The following is a 23,180-nucleotide window of genomic DNA, read 5'->3' as shown; positions in this document are numbered from 1 at the left end:
GAGTCTATGAAAGGGGCGTCCTGTCGGCCCCTCGCCGCGCCGTCTGCAGATCATTGAACAGCTCGAGCCACTTCGGGGCAACCGCCTGCGTGGAGTAGGCCTCGACGGTCCGCACCGCCTGCGCCCCCAGCCTCCTGCGTCTCGGCTCGTCCTCGATCAGTTCGGTGATCGCCCTGGTCAGGGCGTCCACGTCCTGGGGCGGGACCAGCACGCCGTCCACATCGTGGGTGATGACCTCGCCTGGGCCCGTCGGGCAGTCGAAGGCCACGACGGGCAGCCCGTGCGCCATGGCCTCGATCATGACCATGGGCAGCCCCTCGAACCTGGAGCTGAGCACGTAGAGCGCGGAGGCGGCCAGCTCCTCGTGGAAGGCGTCGGAGCGGCCCTTCAGCTCGACCCTGGGCGCGGCCGCCTCCGCCATCGCCGCCAGCTCGGCCCGCTTGACCCCGGTGCCGAAGATGCGCAGCCGCCAGTCCTGGTGGGCCTGCGTGGCCCGCTGGAAGGCGGGGATGAGCAGGTCGAAGCCCTTCTGCGGGACGAGCCTGCCCGCCGCGACCGCGGTGGCGGAGGTGTGGTCGGCGAGCGCGCGCTCCATGGGGTGCACGGCGTTGGGGACGCGCACGACTCTTGAGCCCGGCAGGATCCGCTCGTAGTCGGCCCTGTCGGTCTCGGTGAGGACGGTGACCGCGTCGAACCTGCCGTAGGCGCGCCTGATCGCCCGCTGCACGGCCTGCCGGTGGCTGGCGAAGTTCATGTGCTCCTGGGCGACCATGGCCACCCGGCCCGAGGCGTGCCGCGCGGCCAGCAGGTTGAGCGCGGGCCTGGTGGTGACGAGCACGCCCTCCGACAGGCCGCGCAGCCAGCGGGCCACGGCGGTCTCGACCTCGGGGGTGAAATAGGCGGCGGCGGGCTCTCCCCTGGGCACGACGTGGCCGCGCAGCTTGCGCAGCATCCTGGCGTGCAGGCGCGGCTCGGCGATGCCCGTGCGCTGGTCGACCAGGGCCCTGATCTTCACGCCCTTCGGGATCGCGAAGCCCGTCCCGGTACGGCGCCTGACCACGCTGACGACCTCGACGTCGTGGCCGGCCTCCGCCATCCAGCCCGCCTGGGTCAGGACGGTGCGGATGGTGCCGCCCGTGCCGTACGCGTGGAGGAGCAGGTAGCGGATCTTCATGTGTAGCCCCACCGGGTGGTGAGCGCCCGCAGCGGGGCGGGCACCTCGTCGATCGGCGGCAGCGGGCGGCCCCTCTGGACCGTTCCCGTGCGGATCTTGTCCTTCCAGTCGCCGAGGCCCTTGACCCATGGGGCGTCGCCGTAGTCGAGCATGTCCGGCTCGAAGGGGACGTCGAGGAAGGAGCAGATCTCGCGGGCCTTGCCCGCGGGGTCGGCGGTGAAGTCCTCGTAGCGGACGGTCAGCCCCGGCAGCGCCTTCCTGGCGCGCTCGACGGCCTTCATGTAGCGCAGCGAGTCGGTGACGGCGTCCTCGGGCGAGCGGCCCGAGGTCTCCTGCCACGAGCGGGCGATGGAGGCGGGGTGGCGCAGCAGGAAGACGTAGCGGGCGTCGGGCCAGCAGGCGGCGATGCGCTGGTAGGCGAAGGCGTTGGCGGGCGTCTTGTCGACGACGACGCGCTTGCCGCTCCTGACCAGCTCGCGGTGCAGGACCCGGTCCCACAGCAGGTGTTCCAGATCGGCCCTGTTGTGGCCGAGCGCCTCCATGGCCCGTTCGGCCAGCGTCGTGCCGTACCCGACGGTCAGCCTGCGCACGTGCAGCTCGTGCGGCGCGTGGATCATCGAGTGGGCGTTGAGCACGGCTCTCAGGAGCGTGGAGCCCGACCTGACAGGGCACAGGAGGAACACCGGCGCGCGCAGGAGCCGGTCGGAGGCGGGATCGGCGGGCGCTCTCACTTCGGGCTCAGGCTCGGGCGCGGCGACGGGCAGCCTGGTGAGCTGGAAGCCCGTCAGGTCTCCGAAGGTTTTGTTGACCCTTCGTCTCCAGTTCATGTCGAGGGAGGCTAACAACCCGACCTGAGGATTAGCTGGGCTTCCGCTCACCGGAAGCACATAGTGGCGTTGTCGGTAGCGGCTGAGACGGTGAGCCCATGAGGGTCGGCAAGGTGGTGGGGTCGGCGGCCGAGGCGGTCGCCGACGTCGGCGACGGCGCGTCGCTGGCGGTGGGCGGGTTCGGGTTGTGCGGAGTGCCTTCGGTGCTGATCGCCGCGTTGCACGAGAAGGGCTCGCGCGACCTGCGCGTGGTGTCGAACAACTGCGGCGTCGACGGGCGCGGCCTCGGGCTGCTGCTGGCCGAGGGCAGGATCGCCAGGGCGATGGGCTCCTACATCGGCGAGAACAAGGAGCTGGCCAGGCGCTATCTCAGCGGCGAGATCGAGGTGGAGCTGGTGCCGCAGGGCACGCTGGCCGAGCGGCTGCGGGCGGGCGGCTGCGGCATCCCCGCCTTCTACACGCCCGCGGGGGTCGGCACGCTGGTGGCCGAGGGCGGGCTGCCCTGGCGTTACGCGGCCGACGGGAGCGTGGCGGTGGCCTCCCCCGCCAAGGAGGTGAGGGAGTTCGGCGGCGTGCCCCACGTGCTCGAGGAGTCGATCACCACGGACTTCGCGCTGGTCAGGGCGGCCAAGGGCGACCGGTACGGCAACCTCGTCTTCGACAGGAGCGCGCGCAACTTCAACCCGCTGGCCGCGATGGCGGGCAGGGTGACGATCGCGGAGGTCGAGGAGCTGTGCGAGCTCGACCCCGACGAGGTCCACCTGCCAGGGGTGTTCGTGCGGCGGGTCGTGGCGCTCACCCCCGAGCAGGCCGCCGACAAGCACGTGGAGAAGAGGACGGTGCGCGCCTGATGGCATGGAGCAGGGAGCAGATCGCGGCGAGGGCGGCGGCCGAGCTGACCGACGGCGCCTACGTCAACCTGGGGATCGGGCTGCCGACGCTGATCCCCGCGTTCATCCCCCCGGACGTGCACGTGGTCGTCCACTCCGAGAACGGCGTGCTGGGCGTGGGCCCCTACCCGCTCGAGGACGAGGTCGACCCCGACCTGATCAACGCGGGCAAGGAGACGGTGACCGTCCTTCCCGGGGCGTCGTTCTTCGACTCCTCCCTGTCGTTCGGCATGATCCGCGGCGGCCACATCGACGTGGCGGTGCTCGGCGGGATGCAGGTCTCGGCCCGCGGCGACCTGGCCAACTGGGCGGTGCCCGGAAAGATGATCAAAGGCATGGGCGGCGCGATGGACCTGGTCCACGGCGCGCGCAGGGTCATCGTGGTCATGGAGCACCTCGCCCGCGACGGCTCTCCGAAGATCGTCAAGGAGTGCTCGCTGCCCCTCACGGGCGCGGCCTGCGTGCACCGGGTCATCACCGACCTGGCCGTGCTCGACGTGACCCCCGACGGCCTGGTGCTGGTGGAGACCGCGCCCGGGGTGAGCGTGGAGGAGGTCAGGGCGGCGACGGAGCCCGAGCTCCTGCTGGAGGGTTAGTATCCGGACATGCCGCCTCCCAGCGTCGCCGGCAAGGTGATGGCGATCCTCGACGCCTTCTCCCACGGGGAGATGCGGCTGACGCTGACCGAGATCTGCCGCAGGGCCGACCTGCCGCTGGCCACGGGTCACCGGCTGGTCGGCGAGCTGACCAGAGGCGGCTTCGTCGAGCGGATGCCCGACGGCGCCTACAGGGTCGGCATCAGGCTGTGGCGCATCGGCGCCCAGGCCGCGGCCGCGGCGGACCTGCGCGAGCTGGCGCTGCCGTACATGGAGGACCTGTACGAGGTCACGCACGCCAACGTGCAGCTGGCCGTACGGCGGGGCCTGAAGGCCCTCTACCTCGAACGGCTGCGCGGGCCCTCCTCCGTGCCGATCGTCAGCAGGGTGGGCGGCGAGCTGCCGCTGCACGCCACGGGGGTGGGCAGGGTGCTGCTGGCCTTCGCCCCCGAGCAGGTGACGGACGAGGTGGTCTCCTCGGGGCTGCCCGCCCTCACCAGGCACACGGTGACCGATCCCGTCAGGCTGAGGGCCGCGCTCGCCGAGGTGCGCAGGACGGGCGTGGCGGTCACCCGCGAGGAGATGACGCTCGGCACCTGCTCGGTCGCGGCGCCGGTGCGCGGAGCGGGTGGCGAGGTGATCGCCGCGCTGTCGATCGTGACCAGGCCGCGCGCCGATCTGCGGGCGGTCGTGCCCACGCTGATCACCACGGCGCGGGCGCTGTCGCGCGACGTGAGTGGTCATTACTGATGAGTTCCACTGACCGGAAGAGCGGCGGCTGAGCCGGCGCGCCCGAGCACGAGGATCAGGCCATGCGTACCCAGGTAGCGATCATCGGCGCCGGCCCCGCGGGCCTGCTGCTGTCCCGTCTGTTGGAGCGGCGCGGCATCGACGCCGTGGTGCTGGAGAGCCGCGACAGGGCCTACTGCGAGCGGCGGCAGCGCGCGGGCATGCTGGAGCAGGGCACCGTGGACTTGCTGAGGGCGTGCGGCGCGGCGGACAGGCTCGACCGCGAGGGCCTCACCCACCACGGGCTCGAGCTGCGCTTCGGCGGGCGGGGACACCGCATCGCGCTGAGCGAGCTCACCGGCGGCAAGGCGGTGACGATCTACGCCCAGACCGAGATCGTCAAGGACCTCATCGCCCTCGCGCCGGAGGGCAGGATCCGGTTCGGGGCCGAGGTCGTCGAGGTCGACCCCGTCACGCCGCGCGTCACCTACCGCGAGAACGGGCGGCTGCACACCCTCGACTGCGACCTGATCGCCGGGTGCGACGGCTTCCACGGGGTCTCGCGGACGGCGGTGCGGGGCTCGACGGTGTACGAGCGGGAGTACCCGTACGCGTGGCTCGGCGTGCTGGCCGATGTGCCGCCCTCCACCGAGGAGCTCATCTACTGCCATCACGAGCGCGGCTTCGCCCTGCACAGCCTGCGCTCCCCCCAGGTCAGCCGCCTCTACCTGCAGGTCGACCCGACCGACCAGCCGTCCGACTGGCCCGACGAGCGGATCTGGGCCGAGCTGCGCACCAGGTTCGCGACCAGCGACGGCTGGACGCTCAAGGACGGCCCGATCAGGGAGAAGGCCGTCACGCCGATGCGCAGCTTCGTCACCGAGCCGATGCGGCACGAGCGGCTGTTCCTGGCGGGGGACGCCGCCCACATCGTCCCTCCCACCGGCGCCAAGGGGCTCAACCTGGCCGTCTCCGACGTCACGGCGCTGGCGGGCGCGATCGCCGACGGAGGGCTCGACGGCTATTCGCAGTCGCGGCTGCGCCAGGTGTGGCGGGCCGAGCACTTCTCCTACTGGATGACCACGCTGCTGCACACCGACCCCACGGCCGACGCCTTCGCCAGGCGGCTCCAGCTCTCGCACCTGGAGTACGTTGTCTCCTCCGCCGCGGCCTCCACCACTCTCGCGGAGAACTACGTAGGCTTCGCCTATGACGGCCGCTGAACTGCTGCCCCACCTGCGCCGCGCCCGCGACCTGGCCGATCGCCGTTACGCCGAGCCGCTCGACCTCGACGCGCTGGCAGGGGCCGCGGGCTGCTCGCGCTTCCACTTCGCCCGCTCCTTCAGGCGGGTCTACGGCGAGACGCCGGCCCGCTACCTGACCTCGCGTCGCATCGAGCGCGCCAAGGACCTGCTGCGCGCCACGAACCTCACCGTCACCGAGGTCTGCGTGCTGGTCGGCTTCTCCAGCCTCGGCTCGTTCAGCTCCCGCTTCACCTCGCTGGTCGGCATGTCGCCGAGCGCCTTCAGGGAGGAGTCCGTACGGCTGGGCGGCCCTCCCCCGATCCCCGGCTGCTTCGTGCTGATGTGCACCCGCCCGCCGTTCGAGCAATCTGGAAGAAGCGGGGCCGCGGGACCGGCCCCTACTGTCGTTGGGGAGGACGACGACAGAGGAGCAGCGTCATGATCACTGGAATGTCCCACACCTGCGTCTACGTGCTGGACCAGGACGAGGCCAAGGCCTTCTACACCGGCTCTCTCGGCCTCGAGGAGCGCGAGGACGTGCGCCTCGGCGACTACCGCTGGCTGACCGTCGGGCCGAAGGGCCGGCCCGACGTCACCATCGTCCTGTCCGCGATCGGCGCGCCGCACTTCGACGAGGAGACCGCCGAGCAGATGCGCGCGGTCGTCTCGAAGGGGGCGATGGGCCCCGGCGTCATGGGTACCGACGACTGCCACAAGACCTTCGAAGAGCTGTCGGCCAAGGGCGTGGAGTTCGTGCAGGAGCCCGCCGACCGCCCCTACGGCATCGAGGCGGTCTTCCGCGACAACTCGGGCAACTGGTTCAGCCTGACGCAGCGCAGGAGCTAGCCGAGCAGGCCCTTGAGGAACGTCCTGGTGCGCTCCCTCCCGGAGAACTCCGCCGCCACGAAGTCGGTGACCCCGGCCTTGGCGAGGGCGTCGATCTGGGCCCGCACCGCCTCCTCGTCGCCCACGATCGCCACGTCGCCGGGGGTCGCCGCGCCCTCCTTGTCCAGCATGGCCCGGTAGGAGGGCAGCTCGCCGTACACCGAGAAGACCTCGGCGGCCCGCGCCTTCGCGGCGGCGGGGTCGTCGGTGACGCAGACCGGCAGCGCGCAGACCACGCGCGGCGCCGGACGGCCCGCCCCGCTCGCGGCGGCGGTGATCGCGGGCACGACGTGTTCGGCCACCGTCCTCGGCCCCGTCATCCACAGGACGGTGCCGTCGGCCACCGCGCCCGCCAGGGCGAGCATCCGGGGGGCGAGGGCGGCGATCAGCACGGGCAGGCCGGTGCCGGGCGTGCTGAGCTGGATGTTGGCCTTGAGCGTCTCGCCCGTGACCTCCGCCTTCTCCCCCCGGGCCAGCGGGAGCAGGATGTCCAGGTACTCCTTCATGTGCCTGGCGGGGCGCGAGAAGTCGTAGCCGAACATGTGTTCGATGACGATCTGGTGGGACAGCCCGATGCCGAGCGCGAGTCTGCCGCCGAGGGCGGTGTTGGTGGTCAGCGCCTGCTGGGCCAGGGCGGCCGGGTGGCGAGGATAGGTGGGCACGACCGCGGTGCCGAGCTCGATGCCCGGGACCTGGCTGCCCGCGACGGCCAGCGCGGTGAGCGCGTCCAGGCCGAAGATGTGGGACAGCCAGGCCGAGGCGAACCCGTCGTCGGCGGCTCGGGCGATGGTCTCCCTCAGCCCTCCTATCGGGTCGGGGCCTTGGGGATCGTTGAGGAACAGTCCGACTCGCATCGCAACCGAACTCCATTCTGTTTGGCTGCCGCGAGTCTAACCCCGCTAGATCTCGATGACCGCGTCCGCCACGGTGATCTTCTTGGAGATCAGTCCTGCGTCGTGGAAGAGGTCGGCGGCGCGCTGTTGCTCGGCGACGAATTCCGGGCTCACCGGCCGCACGCCCCACGGCCGCCTGCGCAGCGCGTGCTCCCACGCCTCGACGCTGCCGCCGTCGTCGGCGGCGAACAGCTCCGCCGCCTCGCGGTAGTTCTGGGTGATCCAGGCGTCGGACTCGTTGAGCGCCGCGACGATGGCCTTCAGCTGGTCGGGGTGGTCGGTGGCGAAGTCGCGCCTGGTGAACCAGAGCGAGCGGTGGCTGAACAGGCCCTCGGTCTGGACGAGCGTCCTGGTGTCCTCCTCGACCGCGCTGAGCGAGGGGTAGGAGCCGACCCATGCGTCGACGTCGCCGTCGATGAGGAGTCCGGCGGCGTCGACCCCCGCGTCGACAGGGACGATGTCGCTCCAGGCCAGCCCCGCGTCGTCGAGGGCGAACAGCAGCAGCGTGGTCTGCCAGGAGCCGTGGCCGAGCGCGACCTTCCTGCCCTTGAGGTCGGCGACGCTCTGGATGTCGGAGTCGGAGCGCACCACCAGCCGGCCGTTCTCGTGTCTCGAATCCGAGATGCCCGCGTAGACGATGTCGTGACCCTTGCCCTGCGCGGTGACAGGGGGCGTCGACCCGGTGCCGATGAAGTCGTAGCCGCCGTCGAACAGGTGGTCGCCATGGGCCGAGGGCAGCCCCTCGGTGGGCGAGGGCCTGTCGCCCGCGGGCAGGTCCCTGAGGTCCACCCACTCGACGTCGGGCAGGCTCCTTTCGAGGATGCCCCTGTGACGCAGCACCCAGAGGGAGTTGTTCGAGGGGAAGTAGCCGACACGCACGGTCATCAGGACAGTCCTTTCACCAGGGGAATCACGTTCTCGCCGACGCGGTAGGCCTCTTCCAGGTGAGGCACTCCCGCCAGGATGAATGAGTCGACGCCGAGCTCGATCAGTTCGTCGAGCCTGGCGGCGACCTGGGCGTAGCTGCCGACCAGCCCGAAGGCGGGGCCGCCGCGCAGCAGATGGAAGCCGCCCCAGACGTTCGGGGTGACCTCGAGGTCGCGGGGGCCGTCGACCGGCCCCGTGACGAAGGAGCGGCTGCGCTGCCACCCGATGGAGTCGCCGGTGGCGTCGGCAGGCACGGAGCTGTTGCTCCAGCCCTCCTCGATCTCCGCCCACGCCTCCTCCTCCGTCGGCCTGGCCAGCACGTCGAGCCGTACCGCGAACTTCGGCGGGGTGACGCTGTGCTCGCGCACCTGCGCGAACTTCTCCGCCAGAGCGTGGAAGGGCTCGAGCCACGACAGGTAGTAGTCGGCGTGCCGTCCCGCCGCCTCGATCGCCGCGGGCGAGGAGCCGGAGAAGTAGATCTCGGGGAAGGGCTGGCCGAGCAGCGCGGACGGCAGCCGCGCCCCCTCCACCCGGTAGAAGCGTCCCTCGAAGGAGTACGGCGACCCGCTCCACACGCCCCTGAGCACGTCGAGGAACTCCGAGGTGCGCGCGTATCGGTCGTCGTGGTCGACCTTGTCGCCCCACCACAGCTGGGCGGGGCCGCCCCCACCGGAGATCACGTTGTAGACGACCCGCCCTCCGGTGGCCCGCTGCAGCGTCGCGGTCATCCGCGCGGCCTGCACAGGGTGCAGGAAGCCCGGCTGGAAGGCGATCATGAAGCGGTAGGTGGAGGTCTCACGGCCCAGGGCGGCGGCGGCCGCCCACGGGTCGTCGGTGTTGGGGAAGGACGGCAGCAGCCCGCCGGCGAACCCCGCCCCCTCCGTGGCCCGCGCCACGTCGCCCATGTGCTCGAGGTAGCTGTAGTCGTCGCGTACGCCGGGCGCCAGGTTGCCGGGCGCGAGGGGCGCCCAGTCACCTCTCGTGGGGGTGCGGCGGCGCAGCGACGGCTGGTCGCCGTGGGTGCCGATCCTCCAGTAGAGCTCAACCGGCATGTGCGGCCTCCAGCAGCGGGAGGACCTGCTCGCCCAGGCGGTAGGTCTCCTCCAGGTACGGCGTGGCCTCCAGGTGGAAGACCTCCACGCCCTTGTCGATGTACGCCCTGATCACCTCGGGCTCCGGCGCGGCCAGCCGTACCCCGAAGGCGAGCCCCGGCAGCTCCTCCATGAGCGCGAGGTCGTCGCCCTGTTCGAAGACGTGCACGTCCGCGTGCCGCGCCGACAGCGCCAGCGCCTCGGGCGAGGTCCCCGACAGGTGGACGCGAGGGAAGGCCCGCCCCGTGAGCGGAGGGCCGAAACCGCCGGACAGCACCTCGTAGAAGCGGCCCTCGAAGGTGAGGTCGCTCTCGTGCCAGACCCCCTTGGCCACGGTCAGGAACTCGTCCGCGCGGGCGTAGCGGTCGCTGCCCACGACGAAGTCGCCGTGGGCCCTCGCGACGGCGGGGTCGAGGTCCACCTCGAGCCGCCAGTCGAGCCTGTCGCCTGAGAAGCGCTGCAGGGAGGCGCTGAGCTTGGCCGCGTAGACGGGGGTGGCGACGGCGGGATGGAACCCGGCCAGCAGCCTCAGGCGCCTGGTCGCCCTGAGCAGTCCCGCCGAGACGACGAGGGCCTCCTCCCCCTCTGGGTCGAAGGGGGCGTACGCGCCGGTGAATCCGGTCAGCTCGGCCGCCCTCGCCACCTGCAGGAGGTGGTCGCCGCTGCCGCGCCGCTCACCCCTGCTGGGCAGCGTGAGGAAGAACTCGGCCATCACAGCCCTACCTTCTTGCGGGCCTCGGCCAGCGGTTCGGGGGCCAGCCACGCGCCCAGGTCGACGTCGGAGGCGAGGAAGCCGTGCAGGCGCAGGAAGTCCTTCTGGACGCGCAGCAGGTCGAGCCGCTCGCCGGACAGGTCGGGGTGGAGCGCGGTGTGGAAGTCGTTCCTGTAGGCGGTGACCACGCCGTCGCTTCCCGAGCGCGTCTCCCTGCCGAGGATCGCCCGCACCTCGTCCAGGCTGGAGGCGGCCCACTCGGCGGCGCGCAGCGTCTGGACGAGGAAGCCGATGACCACCTCGGGCCGCTCGGCGAGCAGGTCCTCGTGCACGGTGATGGGCCTCGGCGTGCCGTTGTTCACGCGGGTGCGCGGGTCGGGGTGCGCGTCGAGGTCCACCGCCACGGCCAGGCCGAGCTGGGCGGCCTGCTCGGCGGCTCGGGCGCCCTTCACGTAGACGGCGTCCACCTCGCCCCGCCTGAGCGCCTCCAGCCCCGGCCACCAGCCGTCGGAGGGCACGTCCACGAACCGCACGTCGTCGAGCGTCAGCCCCGCGTGCGACAGCGCGCCCTTCGCGCCGTGCAGCGCCATCGCACGGGGGAAGCTCTCGGCCCTGCTCGCCGCCCACCCGGGCAGCGCGAACCTGGCGCCGCGCAGCCCTGCCGCGTCCCTGATGCCGGAGTCGGGCCTGACCAGGATCGACTGCCACTCCTCGATCCATGTCAGGCCGATCAGCCGCGTGCGGGCCCCCTCCGAGCGGGCGGCCAGCGCGGGCACGTTGCCGCCCTCGCGGAACAGGCCGAGCAGGTCGTGGTCGAAGTGGTGCCTGGCGATCTCGGGCGGCGCGTCCTGCAGCACGCCGACGTCGCCGAGCTCCTGTTCCAGCCAGCCGAGGTTGTAGGCGAGACCCGAGGCCGTGGGCACGGGGCAGCGGGTGTACCAGATCTTCATACGTGCACTCCAAGGTGAGAGAGGAACAGAGCGCGGTACTCCGCGCGGTCGCGCAGCTCGGGCGGTTCGAGGCGGCGGTCCACCGCCAGCCGGCCCTCCCGCAGGACGGCGACGCGGTCGGCCAGCCGTACGGCCTCGTCCACGTCGTGGGTGACGAGCACGACGGCGGGCCTGTGGCGGGCGCACAGCTCGGCGACCAGTTCCTGCATCTGGAGCCTGGTCAGCGCGTCGAGCGCGGCGAAGGGCTCATCGAGCAGGAGCAGCTCAGGCTGCCTGACCAGCGCCCTGGCCAGCGCGACGCGCTGCGCCTCGCCGCCCGACAGCGTCGAGGGCCAGACCTCGTCGTACCCTTCGAGGCCCACCTCGGCCAGCGCCGCCCTGCCCGCCTCACGGGCCGAGCGCGGCAGTCCGAGCGTCACGTTCGCCAGCACCCTGCGGGCCTGCACGAGGCGCGGCTCCTGATAGACGGTCGTACGGCGCGGCGGCGCCAGCACGGTGCCCGCGTCGGGCAGCTCCAGCCCCGCCAGGACCCTCAGCAGCGTCGTCTTGCCGGTGCCGCTCGGACCGAGCAGGGCGAAGAACTCTCCTCTGGCGATGTCGAGGTCGAGCTCCCTCAGCACGGTCTTGGCGCCGTAGGACTTGGTCAGGCCGTCGAGGCTCACCGCCGCCATGGCATGCTCGCCTTCTCCGCGCCGCGGATGGCCAGGTCGATGACCAGGCCGAGCACGGCGTAGACGACCACGCACAGGACCATGTAGTCGCTGCGGTAGTACTGCTGGGCGAGCGTGACGAGGTAGCCGATACCCTCGGTGGCGCCGATCTGCTCGGCGGCGATGAGGCCGGTCAGTGCGACCGACAGGGAGACGCGCAGCGCCATGAGGATGCTCGGCAGCGCGGTGGGGATGATGACGCCGAGCGCGAGCCTGGGGCCCCTGAGCCCGAAGCCCCTGGCGGCCTCGACCAGCTTGCGGTCCACACCGCGGACGCCGAGGTAGGTGTAGGCGTACATCGGGCCTGCCGCGGCCACCGCGATGAGCACCACCTTGAAGCTCTCCTCGACGCCGAACCACGAGATGAACAGCGGCACCAGCGCGAGGAAGGGCACGGCCCGCTTCATCTGCATGGTCGGGTCGACCAGCTCCTCGCCGAGCGCGGACAGCCCCGCGACCACGCCGAGGAGCAGGCCGGCCCCGCCGCCGAGCAGGACCCCGAGACCCGCTCGGTGGGCCGATGCCAGCAGGTAGTCGGTGAGCTGTCCCGTCGCGGCCAGCTCGCCGAGCGCCCCCACGACCTGGGAGGGGGCCGCCAGCACGTCGGAGGGGATGGCGCCGCTCGCCGAGCCGTACCACCAGGCGGCCAGCAGGAGCAGCGGCACCGACGCCCTGATCGCCAGGCTGAGGGCAGCGGGCCGGTGCCTGACACCGAGGAACCTCGGCTCCTCCAGGCCCGTCACCGGCTCGGCCGAGGTGAGGGTCGTCACGACGACGCTCGCAGGTCGAAGACGACGTCGGAGGGGTTCACCGAGGCGGGCAGCACGCCGTACCTGTGGAAGACGCCCGCCACGTCCTTGACGTAGGTCAGGTCGGCGGCCGTGGCGGGACGCGGCGGCAGCGCGTACCTCGACTTGTCCAGCTCCTCCTTCAGCCGCGCTCCCGACAGGGCGGTGGGCCCCTGGGCGAGGAAGACGTTCTGGAACTTGTCCGGCTCGGTCTTGGCCTGCGCGGTGAGCTCCCTCAGCACGTCGAGGTAGACCCGCACCGCCTCAGGGTGCTTCTCGAGCAGTTCGACCCTGGCGGCCTGGATGCTGAGGTCCTGGTCGGGCAGGTCGTTGCTGTGGACCAGCACGCGGGCGCCCTTGGCGACGGCCTCGGGGTAGGCCCGCACGATGGCCCACCAGGCGTCGACCTTGCCGGTGGCGAAGGCGGAGGCGGCCTGGTCGGGGTTGAGGTAGACCCGCGTCACCTGGTCGGGCCTGACGCCGGCCCGCTCCAGCGCGAGCAGCAGCAGGTACTCCCCTCGCCCGCCCTTGTTGACGGCGATCCGCTTGCCCGCCAGCTCCTTGACGTCCTTGACGGGGCTGTCGGCCGGCACGACCAGGCCGTCGGTCTTCGGCGCGGCCGGGTCGACGACCCTGTCGGTGATGGAGAAGATCTTGATGTCCTTGCCGTTGGCCAGGTAGCCGAGGGCGGGCGAGATCGCCCCCTCCAGCACGTTGACCGAGCCGGAGCGGACCGCGTCGATGGTGGCGGTGAAGGAGGCGTAGGTGCCGCCCCACTCGACCTTCGCACCGACCTGGGCCAGCCGCTTCTCCAGGATTCCGTTCTTCTTCGCGTACGCCAGGGGGCCGGCGTTTCCCGGATCCTTGATCTTCAGTACGGCTCCCGCCTGCGCTGTCGCGGTAGGCGAGGAGCAGGCGGACAGGGCGCAAAGCGTCGCGACCGCGAGGATCGCCAGGCGAGGACTCATATTCCCTATAATTCAGGTAGGTTTAGTCTGCGTCAAGTCGGATCTGTAGAGTGGATCTCATGACGCATGAGCGCGCCGGGCAGCCTGCCCAGCCATCCGACCTGGTCGACGTGGCCCGCCTGGTGACCGCGTACTACGCGCTGCACCCCGACCCCTCGGAGGTGTCGCAGCGCGTGGCGTTCGGCACCTCGGGGCACCGAGGCTCGTCCTTCAACACCGCCTTCAACGAGGACCACATCCTGGCCACGAGCCAGGCGATCGTGGAGTACCGCGCCGCGCGGGGCATCACGGGGCCGCTGTTCCTCGGCGCCGACACGCACGCGCTGTCGGAGCCCGCGAAGATCTCCGCGCTGGAGGTGTTCGCCGCCAACGACGTGACCGTCCTGGTCGACAGCCGCGACGGCTACACCCCCACGCCCGCCGTCTCGCACGCGATCCTCACCCACCCGGGCTCCGACGGCGTCGTGGTCACCCCGTCGCACAACCCGCCCGGCGACGGCGGCTTCAAGTACAACCCGCCCAACGGCGGCCCTGCCGACACCGACGCCACCTCCTGGATCCAGGACCGCGCCAACGCGCTGATCGCGGGCGGGCTCAAGGAGGTGCGCAGGGCTCCCTACACGCCGACCATGGGCGAGCGCTACGACTTCCTGGGCCACTACGTCGACGACCTGCCCAGCGTGGTCGACCTCGACGCGATCAGGTCGGCGGGCGTGCGCATCGGCGCCGACCCGCTCGGTGGGGCCAGCGTGGCCTACTGGGGCGAGATCGCCGACCGCCACCGCCTCGACCTCACGGTCGTGAACCCGCTCGTGGACCCGACCTGGCGCTTCATGACGCTCGACTGGGACGGCAAGATCCGCATGGACTGCTCCTCCCCCTACGCGATGGCCTCGCTGATCGACAACAAGGCCCGCTTCGACATCTCCACCGGCAACGACGCCGACTCCGACAGGCACGGCGTCGTCACGCCCGACGGCGGGCTGATGAACCCCAACCACTACCTGGCCGTGGCCATCTCCTACCTCTACGGCCACCGTCCCTCGTGGCCGGCGGGAGCGGGCGTCGGCAAGACGCTGGTCAGCAGCAGCATGATCGACAGGGTGGCCGCCGACCTCGGCCGCCCGCTGTACGAGGTGCCCGTCGGGTTCAAGTGGTTCGTCTCGGGCCTGCTCGACGGCTCTCTCGGGTTCGGCGGTGAGGAGAGCGCCGGTGCCTCCTTCCTGCGCCGCGACGGCTCGGCGTGGAGCACCGACAAGGACGGCATCATCCTGGCGCTGCTGGCCTCGGAGATCCTCGCCGTCACCGGCGCCTCGCCCAGCGCCCGCTACGAGGAGCTGACCTCGCGGTTCGGCGCCCCCGCCTACGCGCGCGTCGACGCGCCCGCCACGCGGGAGGAGAAGGCGGTGCTGGCCAAGCTGTCGGCCTCGCAGGTGACGGCCGACAACCTCGCGGGCGAGCCCATCACGGACGTGCTGACCAGCGCTCCAGGCAACGGGGCGGCCCTGGGCGGGGTGAAGGTGTGCACCGAGAGCGCCTGGTTCGCGGCCAGGCCCTCGGGAACCGAGGACGTCTACAAGATCTACGCCGAGTCGTTCAAGGGCGCCGACCACCTGGCCCAGGTCCAGGAGGAGGCCAGGGCGGTCGTCTCGGCCGCGCTGAGCTGACAGCGGGGAGAAGGCGAGCCGACGGCCGGAGCAGGGGCTAGCGCTAGCGCACCGCGGGGCGGGCCAGGTCGGCGCGGCGGGCGGCCGAGACCCCGTCGCGGTAGCCGTCGCCGCTCATCCTCGGCACGCTGCGCCGGATCTTCGGGTAGACCTCGGCCACCGCCTGCTCCACCTCGGCCCTGCGATCGGCCAGCACCAGCGCGGTGCCGGGCGTCCCCGTGGCCGCCGCCTTCGACTCGGCCGCCGACAGCAGCCGGTAGACCTCGTCGGTGAAGCCGAGCATCCACGAACGCCGGTAGGCCCGCACCCCTTCGGGCGGTGCGGGCACCCTGGCCAGGCCCGAGGCCATCTGCAGCAGCAGCGAGGTCGCCAGCAGGTCGGCGCGCTCCAGGTCGGCGGCGAAGCCGAAGACGTGCACCCGCTGCCCGCCGTCCCCCTTGCCGATGAGGACGGGACGGCAGCGCAGAGCCTCGGCCACCAGGTACACCAGGCGGGCCTTCTCCCTCGCCCACGGATCTCCGACCGTGACGACCCTGTTGCCGGGGCCCCTGGGCGACGGCTCGGCGACGGCCGAGATGCCGTACTTGGCCATCAGCGCCGTGGCCGCCGCCATGAACGTCTCGCGCTCGTGCTCGTTGTCGGTGCCCTCGGCCTTGGCCAGCAGCTTCCGCACCCTGTCGAGGGTGCGGCTCATCCCCGGGTCGCTCACCCGGTGAGGATACGGTCGCCGTCCGCGATGATGGGGAAGGTGCCGGTGTCGACGATGCCGTGTTCCTGGTAGAGGGCCTCGATCAGCGCGTGCGCCTGCGGTTCGAGCTTCCACAGCGCGCGGTACTCCCTCGCCGTCGCCAGCGAGATGCCGATCTCCTGCGCGATGTCGACGGTGCGGGGCACGATCCGCTTGGCGATCTGCCTGTCCCAGTACTCGCGGGCGGCCCGCATCAGGGCGGCGCGCTGGGCGGTGTCCATGACCTGCGGGGTGGTGTCGAGGACCTCGATGTCCTCGTCCTCGTCCTCCACCAGGCGGGCCAGCGCGGGCGGCAGCGCGGGCCTGGCGGGCACGTGGTGGTGGTCGGTCGCCAGCTGGTCCTCGCTTTCCCACGGCACGCGCGGGTCGGCGTCGATCAGCTTGGCGGTGTTGTAGAGCGCGCCGATCTGCTGCAGCAGCGCCTCCTGGCGGGCCGGGTCGACGGCCAGGCCCGTGTGCTCGACGGCCTGGTCCATCGCCCGGTCGAGGCGCGCCATGGCCACGCGCAGCTTGCGCTCCGAGGCGCCCTGCTCGCGCAGCGACCTGGCCTTCTTGGCGGCCAGCGCCACGCGGGTGAGCCTGCGGTGCGCGTCGACCTCGCTGGCCGTACGGTCCGACACCTCGGCGAGCCCCATCCGCACCAGCACCCGCTCGGGCGTGAAGCGCCAGTTGATGCGGCCCGTGCCGCGGATGCGGTGCCGTTCGATCGCCATGCCCCGCTCCCACAGCCAGGCGGCCACCAGCGGCGCGGCCAGCCTGAAGATCGCCTCGGCGAGGCTGCGCGCGTCCATGCTCGACAGCACAGCCGTCAGGCAGGTCAGCGCCCAGACGGCGATGCCGTCGATGCCCGCCGAGAAGTTCTCCCTCATGTTGCGCCGCGCCCGTACCGCCGAGGTCACGATGGCGACCTCGATGAAGGCGAACAGCAGCAGCCGCAGCGGCCCGTCTAGACCCAGCACGTCGCCGGAGAAACGCCACATGCCCTGTGCGGAGACGCCGGTGGCGATCGAGGCGGCGACGATCGTGAGGATGTCCTCGATCGGACGAGGAGCCACGACCTGCAGGTAGAAGCGCGTGCAGACGCGAAGGGCGACGCGAAGGATGAAGAAGGCAAGCGCCAGGGCGATCAGGGCCAGCAGACAGATGAACGCCGTGCCGACCGGGTGCTCCGACGCGAAAGTGGCGGCTTGCTCGAAGAGAGGCATCAGTCACTTTCCGTCAGTCTTGATGTCCGACTGTATATCAACGAGATCGTTGAGATTATCAGTCGGGCATACCTCCCTTTGGTCGGATCATCAAAGTCATGGCCGGAGAAATCGGCCGGACGACGCGGCGCTCGTCAGGACTGGGCGGCCTGGTGCAGCGCCCTCCACGCCGCGTGCCTGTCGTCGACGGCCGACCACCACGGGTGGCGGTTGATCTCCTCCACGAGGCGCAGGCGGTCGGACCTGGCCTCCACCAGTTCGGCCTGCCGCTCCACGTCGAACTCGGCCTTCCCCTCGAGGACGGCGACGTTGGACGGCAGGGCGGCGGAGATCTCCTCGCAGCGGGCGTCTATGACGTTGAAGGCTCTCTTGAGCTCGAGCAGATCGGTCGGCGGGTCGAAGTCAGCCATCGTTCCCCCAGGTCGGCGCGGTGATGAGCCGATCCTAAGACGGGGGATGAGCAGGGCAGGTGACCGCCCCGCCGCGCCGCCGATATCCCTTTTGCCATAGGGCATCCAGCCGACGCGTTCACTCGGAGATCTTGTTGACCAGCCTGATCCAGAAGGCCGTCAGATCCTCGCCCGTGTAGCGACGGAAGTGGATGCGCTCGTGGCCGCGATAGACGGCCACCTCCGTCAGAGGAGCGCCCTCCTCGTCGAAGGAGGTGTGGAGGCTCGTCCAGTCGTCGTCGCGCGGCTGCCACTCGGGAAAGGCCAGACCGGCCGCGCGGTCGCGCAGCGCGCTGAGCCACCGTTCCTCACCCGGCGTGTCCATACTCCACCGTGACAGGCCGGACACCAAAGGCGGGCAAAACCATGGGACGGACGGGGAGAGCCCGCGTCCGGGGGGTAGGGGCCTGCCATGTCGCAACTAGAGCCAGAGGAAGAGCCCGACTTCGCGGAGGAGTTCACACCCTCCGCGTCCGACCCGGCCAACCAGCCGGAGGAGGACCCTGACGAGGAGGAGGTGTACGGAGCCTCCGAGGGGTTCGACAGGCCGACTGATCTTCCGCCCTCAGGATGAGGCACATCTCATCCCACCGACTCTCATAACCGGCACCCCCTCCCCCTACGCTGACACTCGTGTCTGAAAACGAGTTTCCGCTCGTGCAGTTCATGCGCGAGGGCTTCGACCCGGTCGCCGAGCTTGCCCGCATCCGCACGGAGCAGCCGGTCTTCCCCATGCAGATCCCCGGCGGGCAGACCGTGTGGCTGGCCACCCGTTACGAGGACGTGCGGGCCGTCCTCGGAGACACGGGACGCTTCAGCAACGACTTCGGCAACGTGATCGGCATGGGCGCCACGCAGGACGACCCAGGCGGGCTCGGCTTCCGCGACCCGCCCGAGCACACCAGGCTGCGGCGCTACCTGACACCCGAGTTCACGATGCGGCGGCTGCGCAGGCTGGAACCGCGCATCGAGGCGATCGTCGAGGAGCACCTCGACGCGATGGAGCGCAAGGGCTCCCCCGTCGACCTGGTCGAGATGTTCGCGCTGCCGATCCCCTCGCTCGTGGTGTGCGAACTGCTCGGCGTGCCGTACGACGAGCGCTCGGCCTTCCTGCGCCTCAGCACCGACAGGTTCGACTTCTCCGCGGGGCCCGAGGCCTCGCTGGACGCGGTGAACGAGTCGATGGCCTTCCTGACCGAGCTGGCCGCCAGGGAGCGCAAGAACCCCGGCGAGGGCCTGCTCGGCCAGCTGGTGCGCGACCACGGCGACGAGATCTCCGACAAGGAGCTGGCCGGGTTCGCCGACGGGCTGCTGACCGGCGGGCACGACACCAGCACCAGCATGCTCGCCCTCGGCACGCTGTGGCTGCTGGAGAACCCCGACGAGCTGGCGAAGGTCCGCGAGGGCGGCGAGCACGTCTCAAAGGTGGTGGAGGAGCTGCTGCGCTACATGACCGTGGTGCAGGTGGCCTTCCCCCGCTTCGCCCGCGAGGATCTGGAGCTGGGCGGCCAGCAGATCGCCAAGGGCGAGATGGTGCTGTGCTCGCTCACCGCGGCCAACCGCGACCCCTCGCTCGGCGCCGACATGGACAGCGTCGACCCCCTCCGTGACGCGCCCTCCCACCTGGCCTTCGGGCACGGCATCCACCGCTGCATCGGCGCTCCGCTCGCGCAGATGGAGATGCGGATCGCCTACCCCGCGCTGCTGCGGCGCTTCCCCTCGCTGCGGCTGGCCGTGCCATACGACGAGGTGCCCTTCAGGGAGCTGGCGATCGTCTACGGCGTGAAGGAGCTCCAGGTCGCCTTCTAGGGTCCGCCCGCGCACGGATCTCGGACCGCCGCCTCGCAGGAGGTGGCGGTCTTGTCGTGTCGTCGGGCGACAGCTTGCTGCGTCTATCGAATTTCGATACATTTCCATCGCTGCTCGATCGAAGGAGAGACGATGGGAAAGCTGACAGTGCTTGCGCTGCGAGCCGTCCTCGTGGCGCTGCTCGCCGGCTCGGTGTTCGTGCAGACGGTGATGGTGCCGCTGCTTGCCATCGACATGGAGGAGCTCAGCGCGGACTACGCCTACCTGCGCACCCCGTTTCTCGTGATCGCGGTCCTGGGCGTCGTGACGGCCCAGGTCGTCCTGGTCTGCGTGTGGCGACTGGTGACGATGGTGCGGCGCGGAACCGTTTTCTCCGAGGCCGCCTTCCGGTACGTGCACATCGTGATCGGCGCGGTCGTGGCGGCCGCCCTCCTGATGTTCGCGCTCGCGGTGCTCCTGGCGCCGGGCGAGCCCGTCGCCCCTGGCATCGTCCTTCTGATCTGCGGGGCCGCCCTGGCGATCCTGGGGGTTGCGCTGGTCGTGCTCGTGCTGCGGATGCTGCTGGCACAGGCCGTCGCCCGCGACGTCGAGGCGGCGCAGATGCAGGCCGAGCTCGAAGAGGTGATCTGATGCCGATCGCCGTCGACATCGACGTGATGCTGGCCAAGCGGAAGATGTCCGTGGGCGAGCTCGCCGACCGCGTCGGGATCACGCCCGCCAACCTGGCGGTGCTCAAGAACGGCCGCGCCAAGGCGGTGCGCTTCACGACGCTCGCCGCGCTCTGCGAGGTGCTCGAGTGCCAGCCGGGAGACCTGCTGCGCTGGGAGGCCGAGGACGCCGAGGACGGGTGACGCCGCCGCCCCCGTTCCGCTCCGGGCGTCGTGGCGGGACGTGCCGGAGCGCCACGGCTCCCGGCGGGCTGTTCACAGCCTGTTCCGCCGCCGGCGGCGGACTGGCGTCCGGCAGCGCGCGCGGCATGGCGCCAATCCGCTGATGGTTGGCAGTTTTTCCGCTTAATAAACTTCGCCCCCCTCTTTAGGCTTTCCCACAGCAACGGGGACTCGGGGGGATTCCACATGTCCATGCCACGGGCATTCTGTGTCCTATTAGGCGCGGCCGTACTGTCGGGATGTGCGGGCGCGCCGGTGGAAACGGATGTTCTGCACCGGGCGGAGCAGATTCTCGTCGGCTCCTGCATGGCGCGGCAGAATATGAAGTACTGGCATCAGCCGAAAAGCTGGACGCCGGACATGGAATTGTTCCCCTACGTCGTCGACGACGTGGAATGGGCGCGGGAGAACGGGTACGGAAGGGCTCGCAGGGAGGAGCTCGGCAGGGCCGCCGCCCCGTCGGAGAACTACTTCCGCGGCCTGCCCGAGGACCGGCGGCAAGCCTGGCTCACCGCCTTCCACGGCGACCGCGCCGCCGCGCTGGAGGCGGAGCTGCCCATCGGCGGCGTGGTGGGCCACAGCGCCAACGGATGCGCGGCGCAGGCCTGGCAGGAGCTCTACGGCGACAAGGGCCGGTGGTTCAGGGCCAGCAGAGTCATCCAGACACTCGACAACATGCGCATCGGCCAGACCCAGGCGGACCCTGCCTACAGGGCCGCGCTGAAACGCTGGTCGGAGTGCATGAGCCGAACGGGATTCGCCGCCACCACTCCGCTCGCCCTCCGCAAACAGCGGCTCGCCCAGCAGGGAGCCGACGCGGAGAGCCATGACAAGAACGCCGCGACGGCGGAAGCGCGCTGCGCGGTGGACACCGGATTGTCCAAGACGGCACGCGACCTGGACGCCGCCAACGCGGCGGCGCTGAAAAAGCGCTATCCCAGGGAATTCGAGAGCGCGGCGCGGCTGCGTGAATCGGCGCTGCCCAAGGCGCGTGCCCTCGTCAGTGAACAGGGAAAGGGAAACACAACGTGAAGATTCTGAGAGATGTCTTGCTCGGCGTCATGACCGCCACCGCCGTGATAACCGGCACGCAGGCGGCCGCGTACGCCGACCCCGCACCCGTGCCCACCAGCGAAGCGGAAAGGCCCGTCAGCACTGCGGCGAAGCCGGAGCGCCCGGACGGCGTGGCGAAGATCCAGTCGGGGCTGCCCGTGCGAACCCTCAACGCGGACGGCAACTTCTACGTCTGGTCCGACGACCAGAACAAGGCCCTGTTGTACGACGGTGACGCCTACGGCGGCTGGCCCGAAGGCTGGAACAACAGGGTCGACGTGATCTGGAACAACGGCTTCCCTGGCCGCTACGACGACGTGAACGTCTACGACTACGCCACCTGGTCGGGCAGCGCCTACGCCTGCGTCGGCAACGGCGACTACTGGGACCTGCGCCGCGGCGACTACGTCTTCTCGTGGGTCAACGACGGCGCCGACGCCTGGCAGCGCAGCCCCTTGGGCAGGCGTGTCCACGACAACGGCAGCGGCCACATCTGGGTCGACTGGTGCGGTAACAACAACAGGTAGGGGCCAAGGCCTGTATCGACGTCCGTCGGGCGTCCTGGCTGGGCTGGTTGTCTTACGAGGTCTCCGGTAGGTGGTTGCTCGACCGGAGACCTCGGGGACACCTCAACGGCGACCGACCTGACCGATGCGCGGTGGGCGGCGCTGGAACCTTTGTGGACGCCGCCGGTAATCCGGGCCTTAGGTCAGGATGAGCAGGGTCAGCACGGCTACCGCGACCACGCCGAGCGTCATCACGACCACGGTGGCCAGCAACACGCGCACCTTCAAGACATGGCCACTCCCCGCGCGGCATGTCAAGGCGTAGCGTCTATGGTGTGCCAGCAATCGACCTGAGCGGGATCAGGGCCGTCGTGTTCGACACCGACGGCGTCGTCACGGACACCGCCCGTGTGCACGCGGCAGCGTGGAAGAGCGCCCTCGACCCCTTCCTGCGCGGGCGTTCGGCCCCTTTCGACGTGCGCGAGGACTACCTCTGCCACGTCGACGGCCGCACGCGCCTCGACGGGGCGCGCACCTTCCTCGCCTCTCGGGGGCTCGACCCCTCCGAGGAGGAGGTGGCCGCTCTCGGCGAGGCCAAGGACCGCGTCTTCGTCGCCCAGATCGAGCGGTACGGCGTGGCCGCCTTCCCCGCCGCCGTCCGGCTCCTGCACGAGCTTCGGCACCGCGGCAGCCGTACGGCCGCGGTCTCCGCCAGCACGCACTGCCACAAGGTGGTGACGGCGGCCGGCCTCATGCACCTGTTCGACGCCGTCGTCGCCGGCCGCCACGACCAGCCGGGGCCCGCCTCCTTCGAGGAGGGCGCCAGGCTGCTGGACGTCCCGCCCGCCGAGATCGCGGTGGTGGGCGACACGCTGCCGGGCATCGAGGCCGCGGGTCAGGGCGGGTTCGGACTGATCGTCGCGGTCGACAGGGCCGGGCTCGCCTTCAAGGAGCTCGGCGCGCACGTGGTCATCTCCGATCTCGCGGAGCTGGACGTCACAGGGCGTGTTCGTCTATAACGTGCGGACTATGACCGACAATCTCGAGCTCGCCGCCCGCGCCCAGGAACTCGCCGACAACGCCCCTGCCGGATCGCTCAGCCGTACGGCCGCCCACTCGGTGGCGATCACGCTCGCGACCACCAGGGACACCGACCACGCCAGGAGCGTCCTGGACGGCCTCGACCCCGTGGAGGTACGGCGGGCCGCCCTCGAACTGTTCGGCGAACTCACCACCGCCTGACGCCCGCGCTCCCCTCGTCCCCGCCGCCGCGACCTCGCCAGACCCGCGTGACGATTCGGCCGCACCCGAGCATTCCGCCACGGCGGGGCGGGATGTCCCGGTGCCGCACAGCCGGCTGCTCTCCACGCTTGAGCAGCGTTCCCTGCCGCCCAAGACGGACGTGTCCCCGCTGGCGCGGTCTCCGCCACCGGAACACGGCAGGAACGGGCCACACGGGCGTTTTCGGT

Annotated in this window: 29 protein-coding genes; 15 read left to right on the top strand and 14 right to left on the bottom strand. The window is 70.9% G+C overall.

Annotated elements, in window-relative coordinates; all coding sequences use genetic code 11:
* Positions 1–4: 4 nt before the first annotated feature.
* The gene (locus tag ABFX55_RS16275; RefSeq protein ID WP_346121848.1) at positions 5–1,174 is read right to left on the bottom strand and encodes a glycosyltransferase; all 1,170 of its coding nucleotides are present in this window, start codon (positions 1,172–1,174) and stop codon (positions 5–7) included.
* Positions 1,171–2,001, bottom strand: coding sequence for a sulfotransferase family protein (locus ABFX55_RS16270; protein WP_346121846.1), 831 nt, complete (start codon positions 1,999–2,001; stop codon positions 1,171–1,173). The genes ABFX55_RS16275 and ABFX55_RS16270 overlap by 4 nt, the downstream gene beginning before the upstream one ends.
* 98 nt (positions 2,002–2,099) lie before the next feature.
* Here ABFX55_RS16270 and ABFX55_RS16265 point away from each other — a divergent pair, with 98 nt between their 5' ends.
* From ABFX55_RS16265 to ABFX55_RS16240, 6 genes are all read left to right on the top strand, one after another.
* Complete coding sequence (locus ABFX55_RS16265; protein ID WP_346121845.1) at positions 2,100–2,852, top strand: CoA transferase subunit A; 753 nt, start codon at positions 2,100–2,102, stop codon at positions 2,850–2,852.
* Positions 2,852–3,487, top strand: coding sequence for a CoA transferase subunit B (locus tag ABFX55_RS16260; protein ID WP_346121843.1), 636 nt, complete (start codon positions 2,852–2,854; stop codon positions 3,485–3,487). The genes ABFX55_RS16265 and ABFX55_RS16260 overlap by 1 nt, the downstream gene beginning before the upstream one ends.
* 9 nt (positions 3,488–3,496) lie before the next feature.
* A complete protein-coding gene (locus ABFX55_RS16255) occupies positions 3,497–4,237 on the top strand; it encodes an IclR family transcriptional regulator (RefSeq protein WP_346121841.1) in 741 nt (246 codons plus the stop codon).
* A gap of 62 nt (positions 4,238–4,299) precedes the next feature.
* Positions 4,300–5,439 carry a 4-hydroxybenzoate 3-monooxygenase gene (locus ABFX55_RS16250; RefSeq protein ID WP_346121839.1) on the top strand — a complete coding sequence of 380 codons (1,140 nt, stop codon included), beginning with the start codon at positions 4,300–4,302 and terminating at the stop codon, positions 5,437–5,439.
* A complete protein-coding gene (locus ABFX55_RS16245) occupies positions 5,426–5,902 on the top strand; it encodes a helix-turn-helix transcriptional regulator (protein ID WP_346121837.1) in 477 nt (158 codons plus the stop codon). Before ABFX55_RS16250 ends, ABFX55_RS16245 begins: the two co-directional genes overlap by 14 nt.
* Positions 5,899–6,306, top strand: coding sequence for a VOC family protein (locus tag ABFX55_RS16240; RefSeq protein WP_346121835.1), 408 nt, complete (start codon positions 5,899–5,901; stop codon positions 6,304–6,306). Before ABFX55_RS16245 ends, ABFX55_RS16240 begins: the two co-directional genes overlap by 4 nt.
* Here ABFX55_RS16240 and ABFX55_RS16235 read toward each other — a convergent pair.
* From ABFX55_RS16235 to ABFX55_RS16200, 8 genes are read right to left on the bottom strand one after another with little or no spacing between them, the layout of a single operon-like run.
* Positions 6,303–7,199: an LLM class F420-dependent oxidoreductase gene (locus ABFX55_RS16235; protein ID WP_346121833.1), complete on the bottom strand. Its 897-nt coding sequence runs from the start codon at positions 7,197–7,199 to the stop codon at positions 6,303–6,305. The genes ABFX55_RS16240 and ABFX55_RS16235 overlap by 4 nt on opposite strands.
* A 45-nt stretch (positions 7,200–7,244) precedes the next feature.
* A complete protein-coding gene (locus ABFX55_RS16230; RefSeq protein WP_346121831.1) occupies positions 7,245–8,123 on the bottom strand; it encodes an ABC transporter substrate-binding protein in 879 nt (292 codons plus the stop codon).
* Positions 8,123–9,217, bottom strand: coding sequence for an LLM class flavin-dependent oxidoreductase (locus ABFX55_RS16225; protein WP_346121830.1), 1,095 nt, complete (start codon positions 9,215–9,217; stop codon positions 8,123–8,125). Before ABFX55_RS16225 ends, ABFX55_RS16230 begins: the two co-directional genes overlap by 1 nt.
* On the bottom strand, positions 9,207–9,968 hold the full coding sequence (locus ABFX55_RS16220; protein WP_346122005.1) for an LLM class flavin-dependent oxidoreductase: 762 nt from the start codon (positions 9,966–9,968) through the stop codon (positions 9,207–9,209). Before ABFX55_RS16220 ends, ABFX55_RS16225 begins: the two co-directional genes overlap by 11 nt.
* Complete coding sequence (locus ABFX55_RS16215; RefSeq protein WP_346121828.1) at positions 9,968–10,918, bottom strand: ABC transporter substrate-binding protein; 951 nt, start codon at positions 10,916–10,918, stop codon at positions 9,968–9,970. Before ABFX55_RS16215 ends, ABFX55_RS16220 begins: the two co-directional genes overlap by 1 nt.
* Positions 10,915–11,589 (bottom strand): ABC transporter ATP-binding protein, encoded by a 675-nt coding sequence (locus ABFX55_RS16210; RefSeq protein WP_346121827.1) that lies wholly within the window; start codon positions 11,587–11,589, stop codon positions 10,915–10,917. The genes ABFX55_RS16215 and ABFX55_RS16210 overlap by 4 nt, the downstream gene beginning before the upstream one ends.
* Positions 11,577–12,398, bottom strand: a complete 822-nt coding sequence (locus ABFX55_RS16205) for an ABC transporter permease (RefSeq protein WP_346121825.1) — start codon at positions 12,396–12,398, stop codon at positions 11,577–11,579. The genes ABFX55_RS16210 and ABFX55_RS16205 overlap by 13 nt, the downstream gene beginning before the upstream one ends.
* Positions 12,395–13,384: an ABC transporter substrate-binding protein gene (locus tag ABFX55_RS16200; RefSeq protein WP_346121823.1), complete on the bottom strand. Its 990-nt coding sequence runs from the start codon at positions 13,382–13,384 to the stop codon at positions 12,395–12,397. The genes ABFX55_RS16205 and ABFX55_RS16200 overlap by 4 nt, the downstream gene beginning before the upstream one ends.
* Positions 13,385–13,443: 59 nt before the next feature.
* Between ABFX55_RS16200 and pgm the strand changes: the two genes are divergently transcribed.
* Positions 13,444–15,051, top strand: a complete 1,608-nt coding sequence (gene pgm / locus ABFX55_RS16195) for a phosphoglucomutase (alpha-D-glucose-1,6-bisphosphate-dependent) (protein WP_346121821.1) — start codon at positions 13,444–13,446, stop codon at positions 15,049–15,051.
* Positions 15,052–15,094: 43 nt separating this feature from the next.
* On the opposite strand, the gene ABFX55_RS16190 is transcribed toward pgm, so the two are convergent.
* From ABFX55_RS16190 to ABFX55_RS16175, 4 genes are all read right to left on the bottom strand, one after another.
* The gene (locus ABFX55_RS16190; RefSeq protein ID WP_346121819.1) at positions 15,095–15,760 is read right to left on the bottom strand and encodes a DUF2786 domain-containing protein; all 666 of its coding nucleotides are present in this window, start codon (positions 15,758–15,760) and stop codon (positions 15,095–15,097) included.
* Complete coding sequence (locus ABFX55_RS16185) at positions 15,757–17,004, bottom strand: hypothetical protein (protein WP_183659790.1); 1,248 nt, start codon at positions 17,002–17,004, stop codon at positions 15,757–15,759. Before ABFX55_RS16185 ends, ABFX55_RS16190 begins: the two co-directional genes overlap by 4 nt.
* A 134-nt stretch (positions 17,005–17,138) precedes the next feature.
* Positions 17,139–17,414, bottom strand: a complete 276-nt coding sequence (locus ABFX55_RS16180) for a hypothetical protein (RefSeq protein ID WP_183659789.1) — start codon at positions 17,412–17,414, stop codon at positions 17,139–17,141.
* Positions 17,415–17,532: 118 nt separating this feature from the next.
* Positions 17,533–17,778: a protein kinase family protein gene (locus tag ABFX55_RS16175; protein WP_346121817.1), complete on the bottom strand. Its 246-nt coding sequence runs from the start codon at positions 17,776–17,778 to the stop codon at positions 17,533–17,535.
* A gap of 87 nt (positions 17,779–17,865) precedes the next feature.
* Between ABFX55_RS16175 and ABFX55_RS16170 the strand changes: the two genes are divergently transcribed.
* From ABFX55_RS16170 to ABFX55_RS16135, 8 genes are all read left to right on the top strand, one after another.
* On the top strand, positions 17,866–18,027 hold the full coding sequence (locus ABFX55_RS16170; RefSeq protein WP_346121815.1) for a hypothetical protein: 162 nt from the start codon (positions 17,866–17,868) through the stop codon (positions 18,025–18,027).
* A gap of 59 nt (positions 18,028–18,086) precedes the next feature.
* Positions 18,087–19,262 (top strand): cytochrome P450, encoded by a 1,176-nt coding sequence (locus tag ABFX55_RS16165; protein WP_346121814.1) that lies wholly within the window; start codon positions 18,087–18,089, stop codon positions 19,260–19,262.
* 132 nt (positions 19,263–19,394) lie between these two features.
* A complete protein-coding gene (locus ABFX55_RS16160) occupies positions 19,395–19,892 on the top strand; it encodes a DUF2975 domain-containing protein (RefSeq protein ID WP_346121812.1) in 498 nt (165 codons plus the stop codon).
* The gene (locus tag ABFX55_RS16155; protein ID WP_346121811.1) at positions 19,892–20,113 is read left to right on the top strand and encodes a helix-turn-helix domain-containing protein; all 222 of its coding nucleotides are present in this window, start codon (positions 19,892–19,894) and stop codon (positions 20,111–20,113) included. Before ABFX55_RS16160 ends, ABFX55_RS16155 begins: the two co-directional genes overlap by 1 nt.
* 294 nt (positions 20,114–20,407) lie before the next feature.
* Positions 20,408–21,184, top strand: a complete 777-nt coding sequence (locus ABFX55_RS16150) for a hypothetical protein (protein WP_346121809.1) — start codon at positions 20,408–20,410, stop codon at positions 21,182–21,184.
* Positions 21,181–21,732: a hypothetical protein gene (locus ABFX55_RS16145; RefSeq protein WP_346121807.1), complete on the top strand. Its 552-nt coding sequence runs from the start codon at positions 21,181–21,183 to the stop codon at positions 21,730–21,732. Before ABFX55_RS16150 ends, ABFX55_RS16145 begins: the two co-directional genes overlap by 4 nt.
* 314 nt (positions 21,733–22,046) lie before the next feature.
* A complete protein-coding gene (locus tag ABFX55_RS16140) occupies positions 22,047–22,730 on the top strand; it encodes an HAD family hydrolase (RefSeq protein WP_346121805.1) in 684 nt (227 codons plus the stop codon).
* A gap of 10 nt (positions 22,731–22,740) precedes the next feature.
* Entirely contained in the window at positions 22,741–22,953 is a 213-nt protein-coding gene (locus tag ABFX55_RS16135; protein ID WP_183659781.1) for a hypothetical protein, read from the top strand.
* Positions 22,954–23,180: the final 227 nt, after the last annotated feature.

It is taken from the genome of Nonomuraea roseola, from assembly GCF_039535395.1.
Taxonomy (GTDB): Bacteria; Actinomycetota; Actinomycetes; order Streptosporangiales; family Streptosporangiaceae; genus Nonomuraea; species Nonomuraea roseola.
This window is presented reverse-complemented; position numbering and strand designations above follow the sequence as displayed.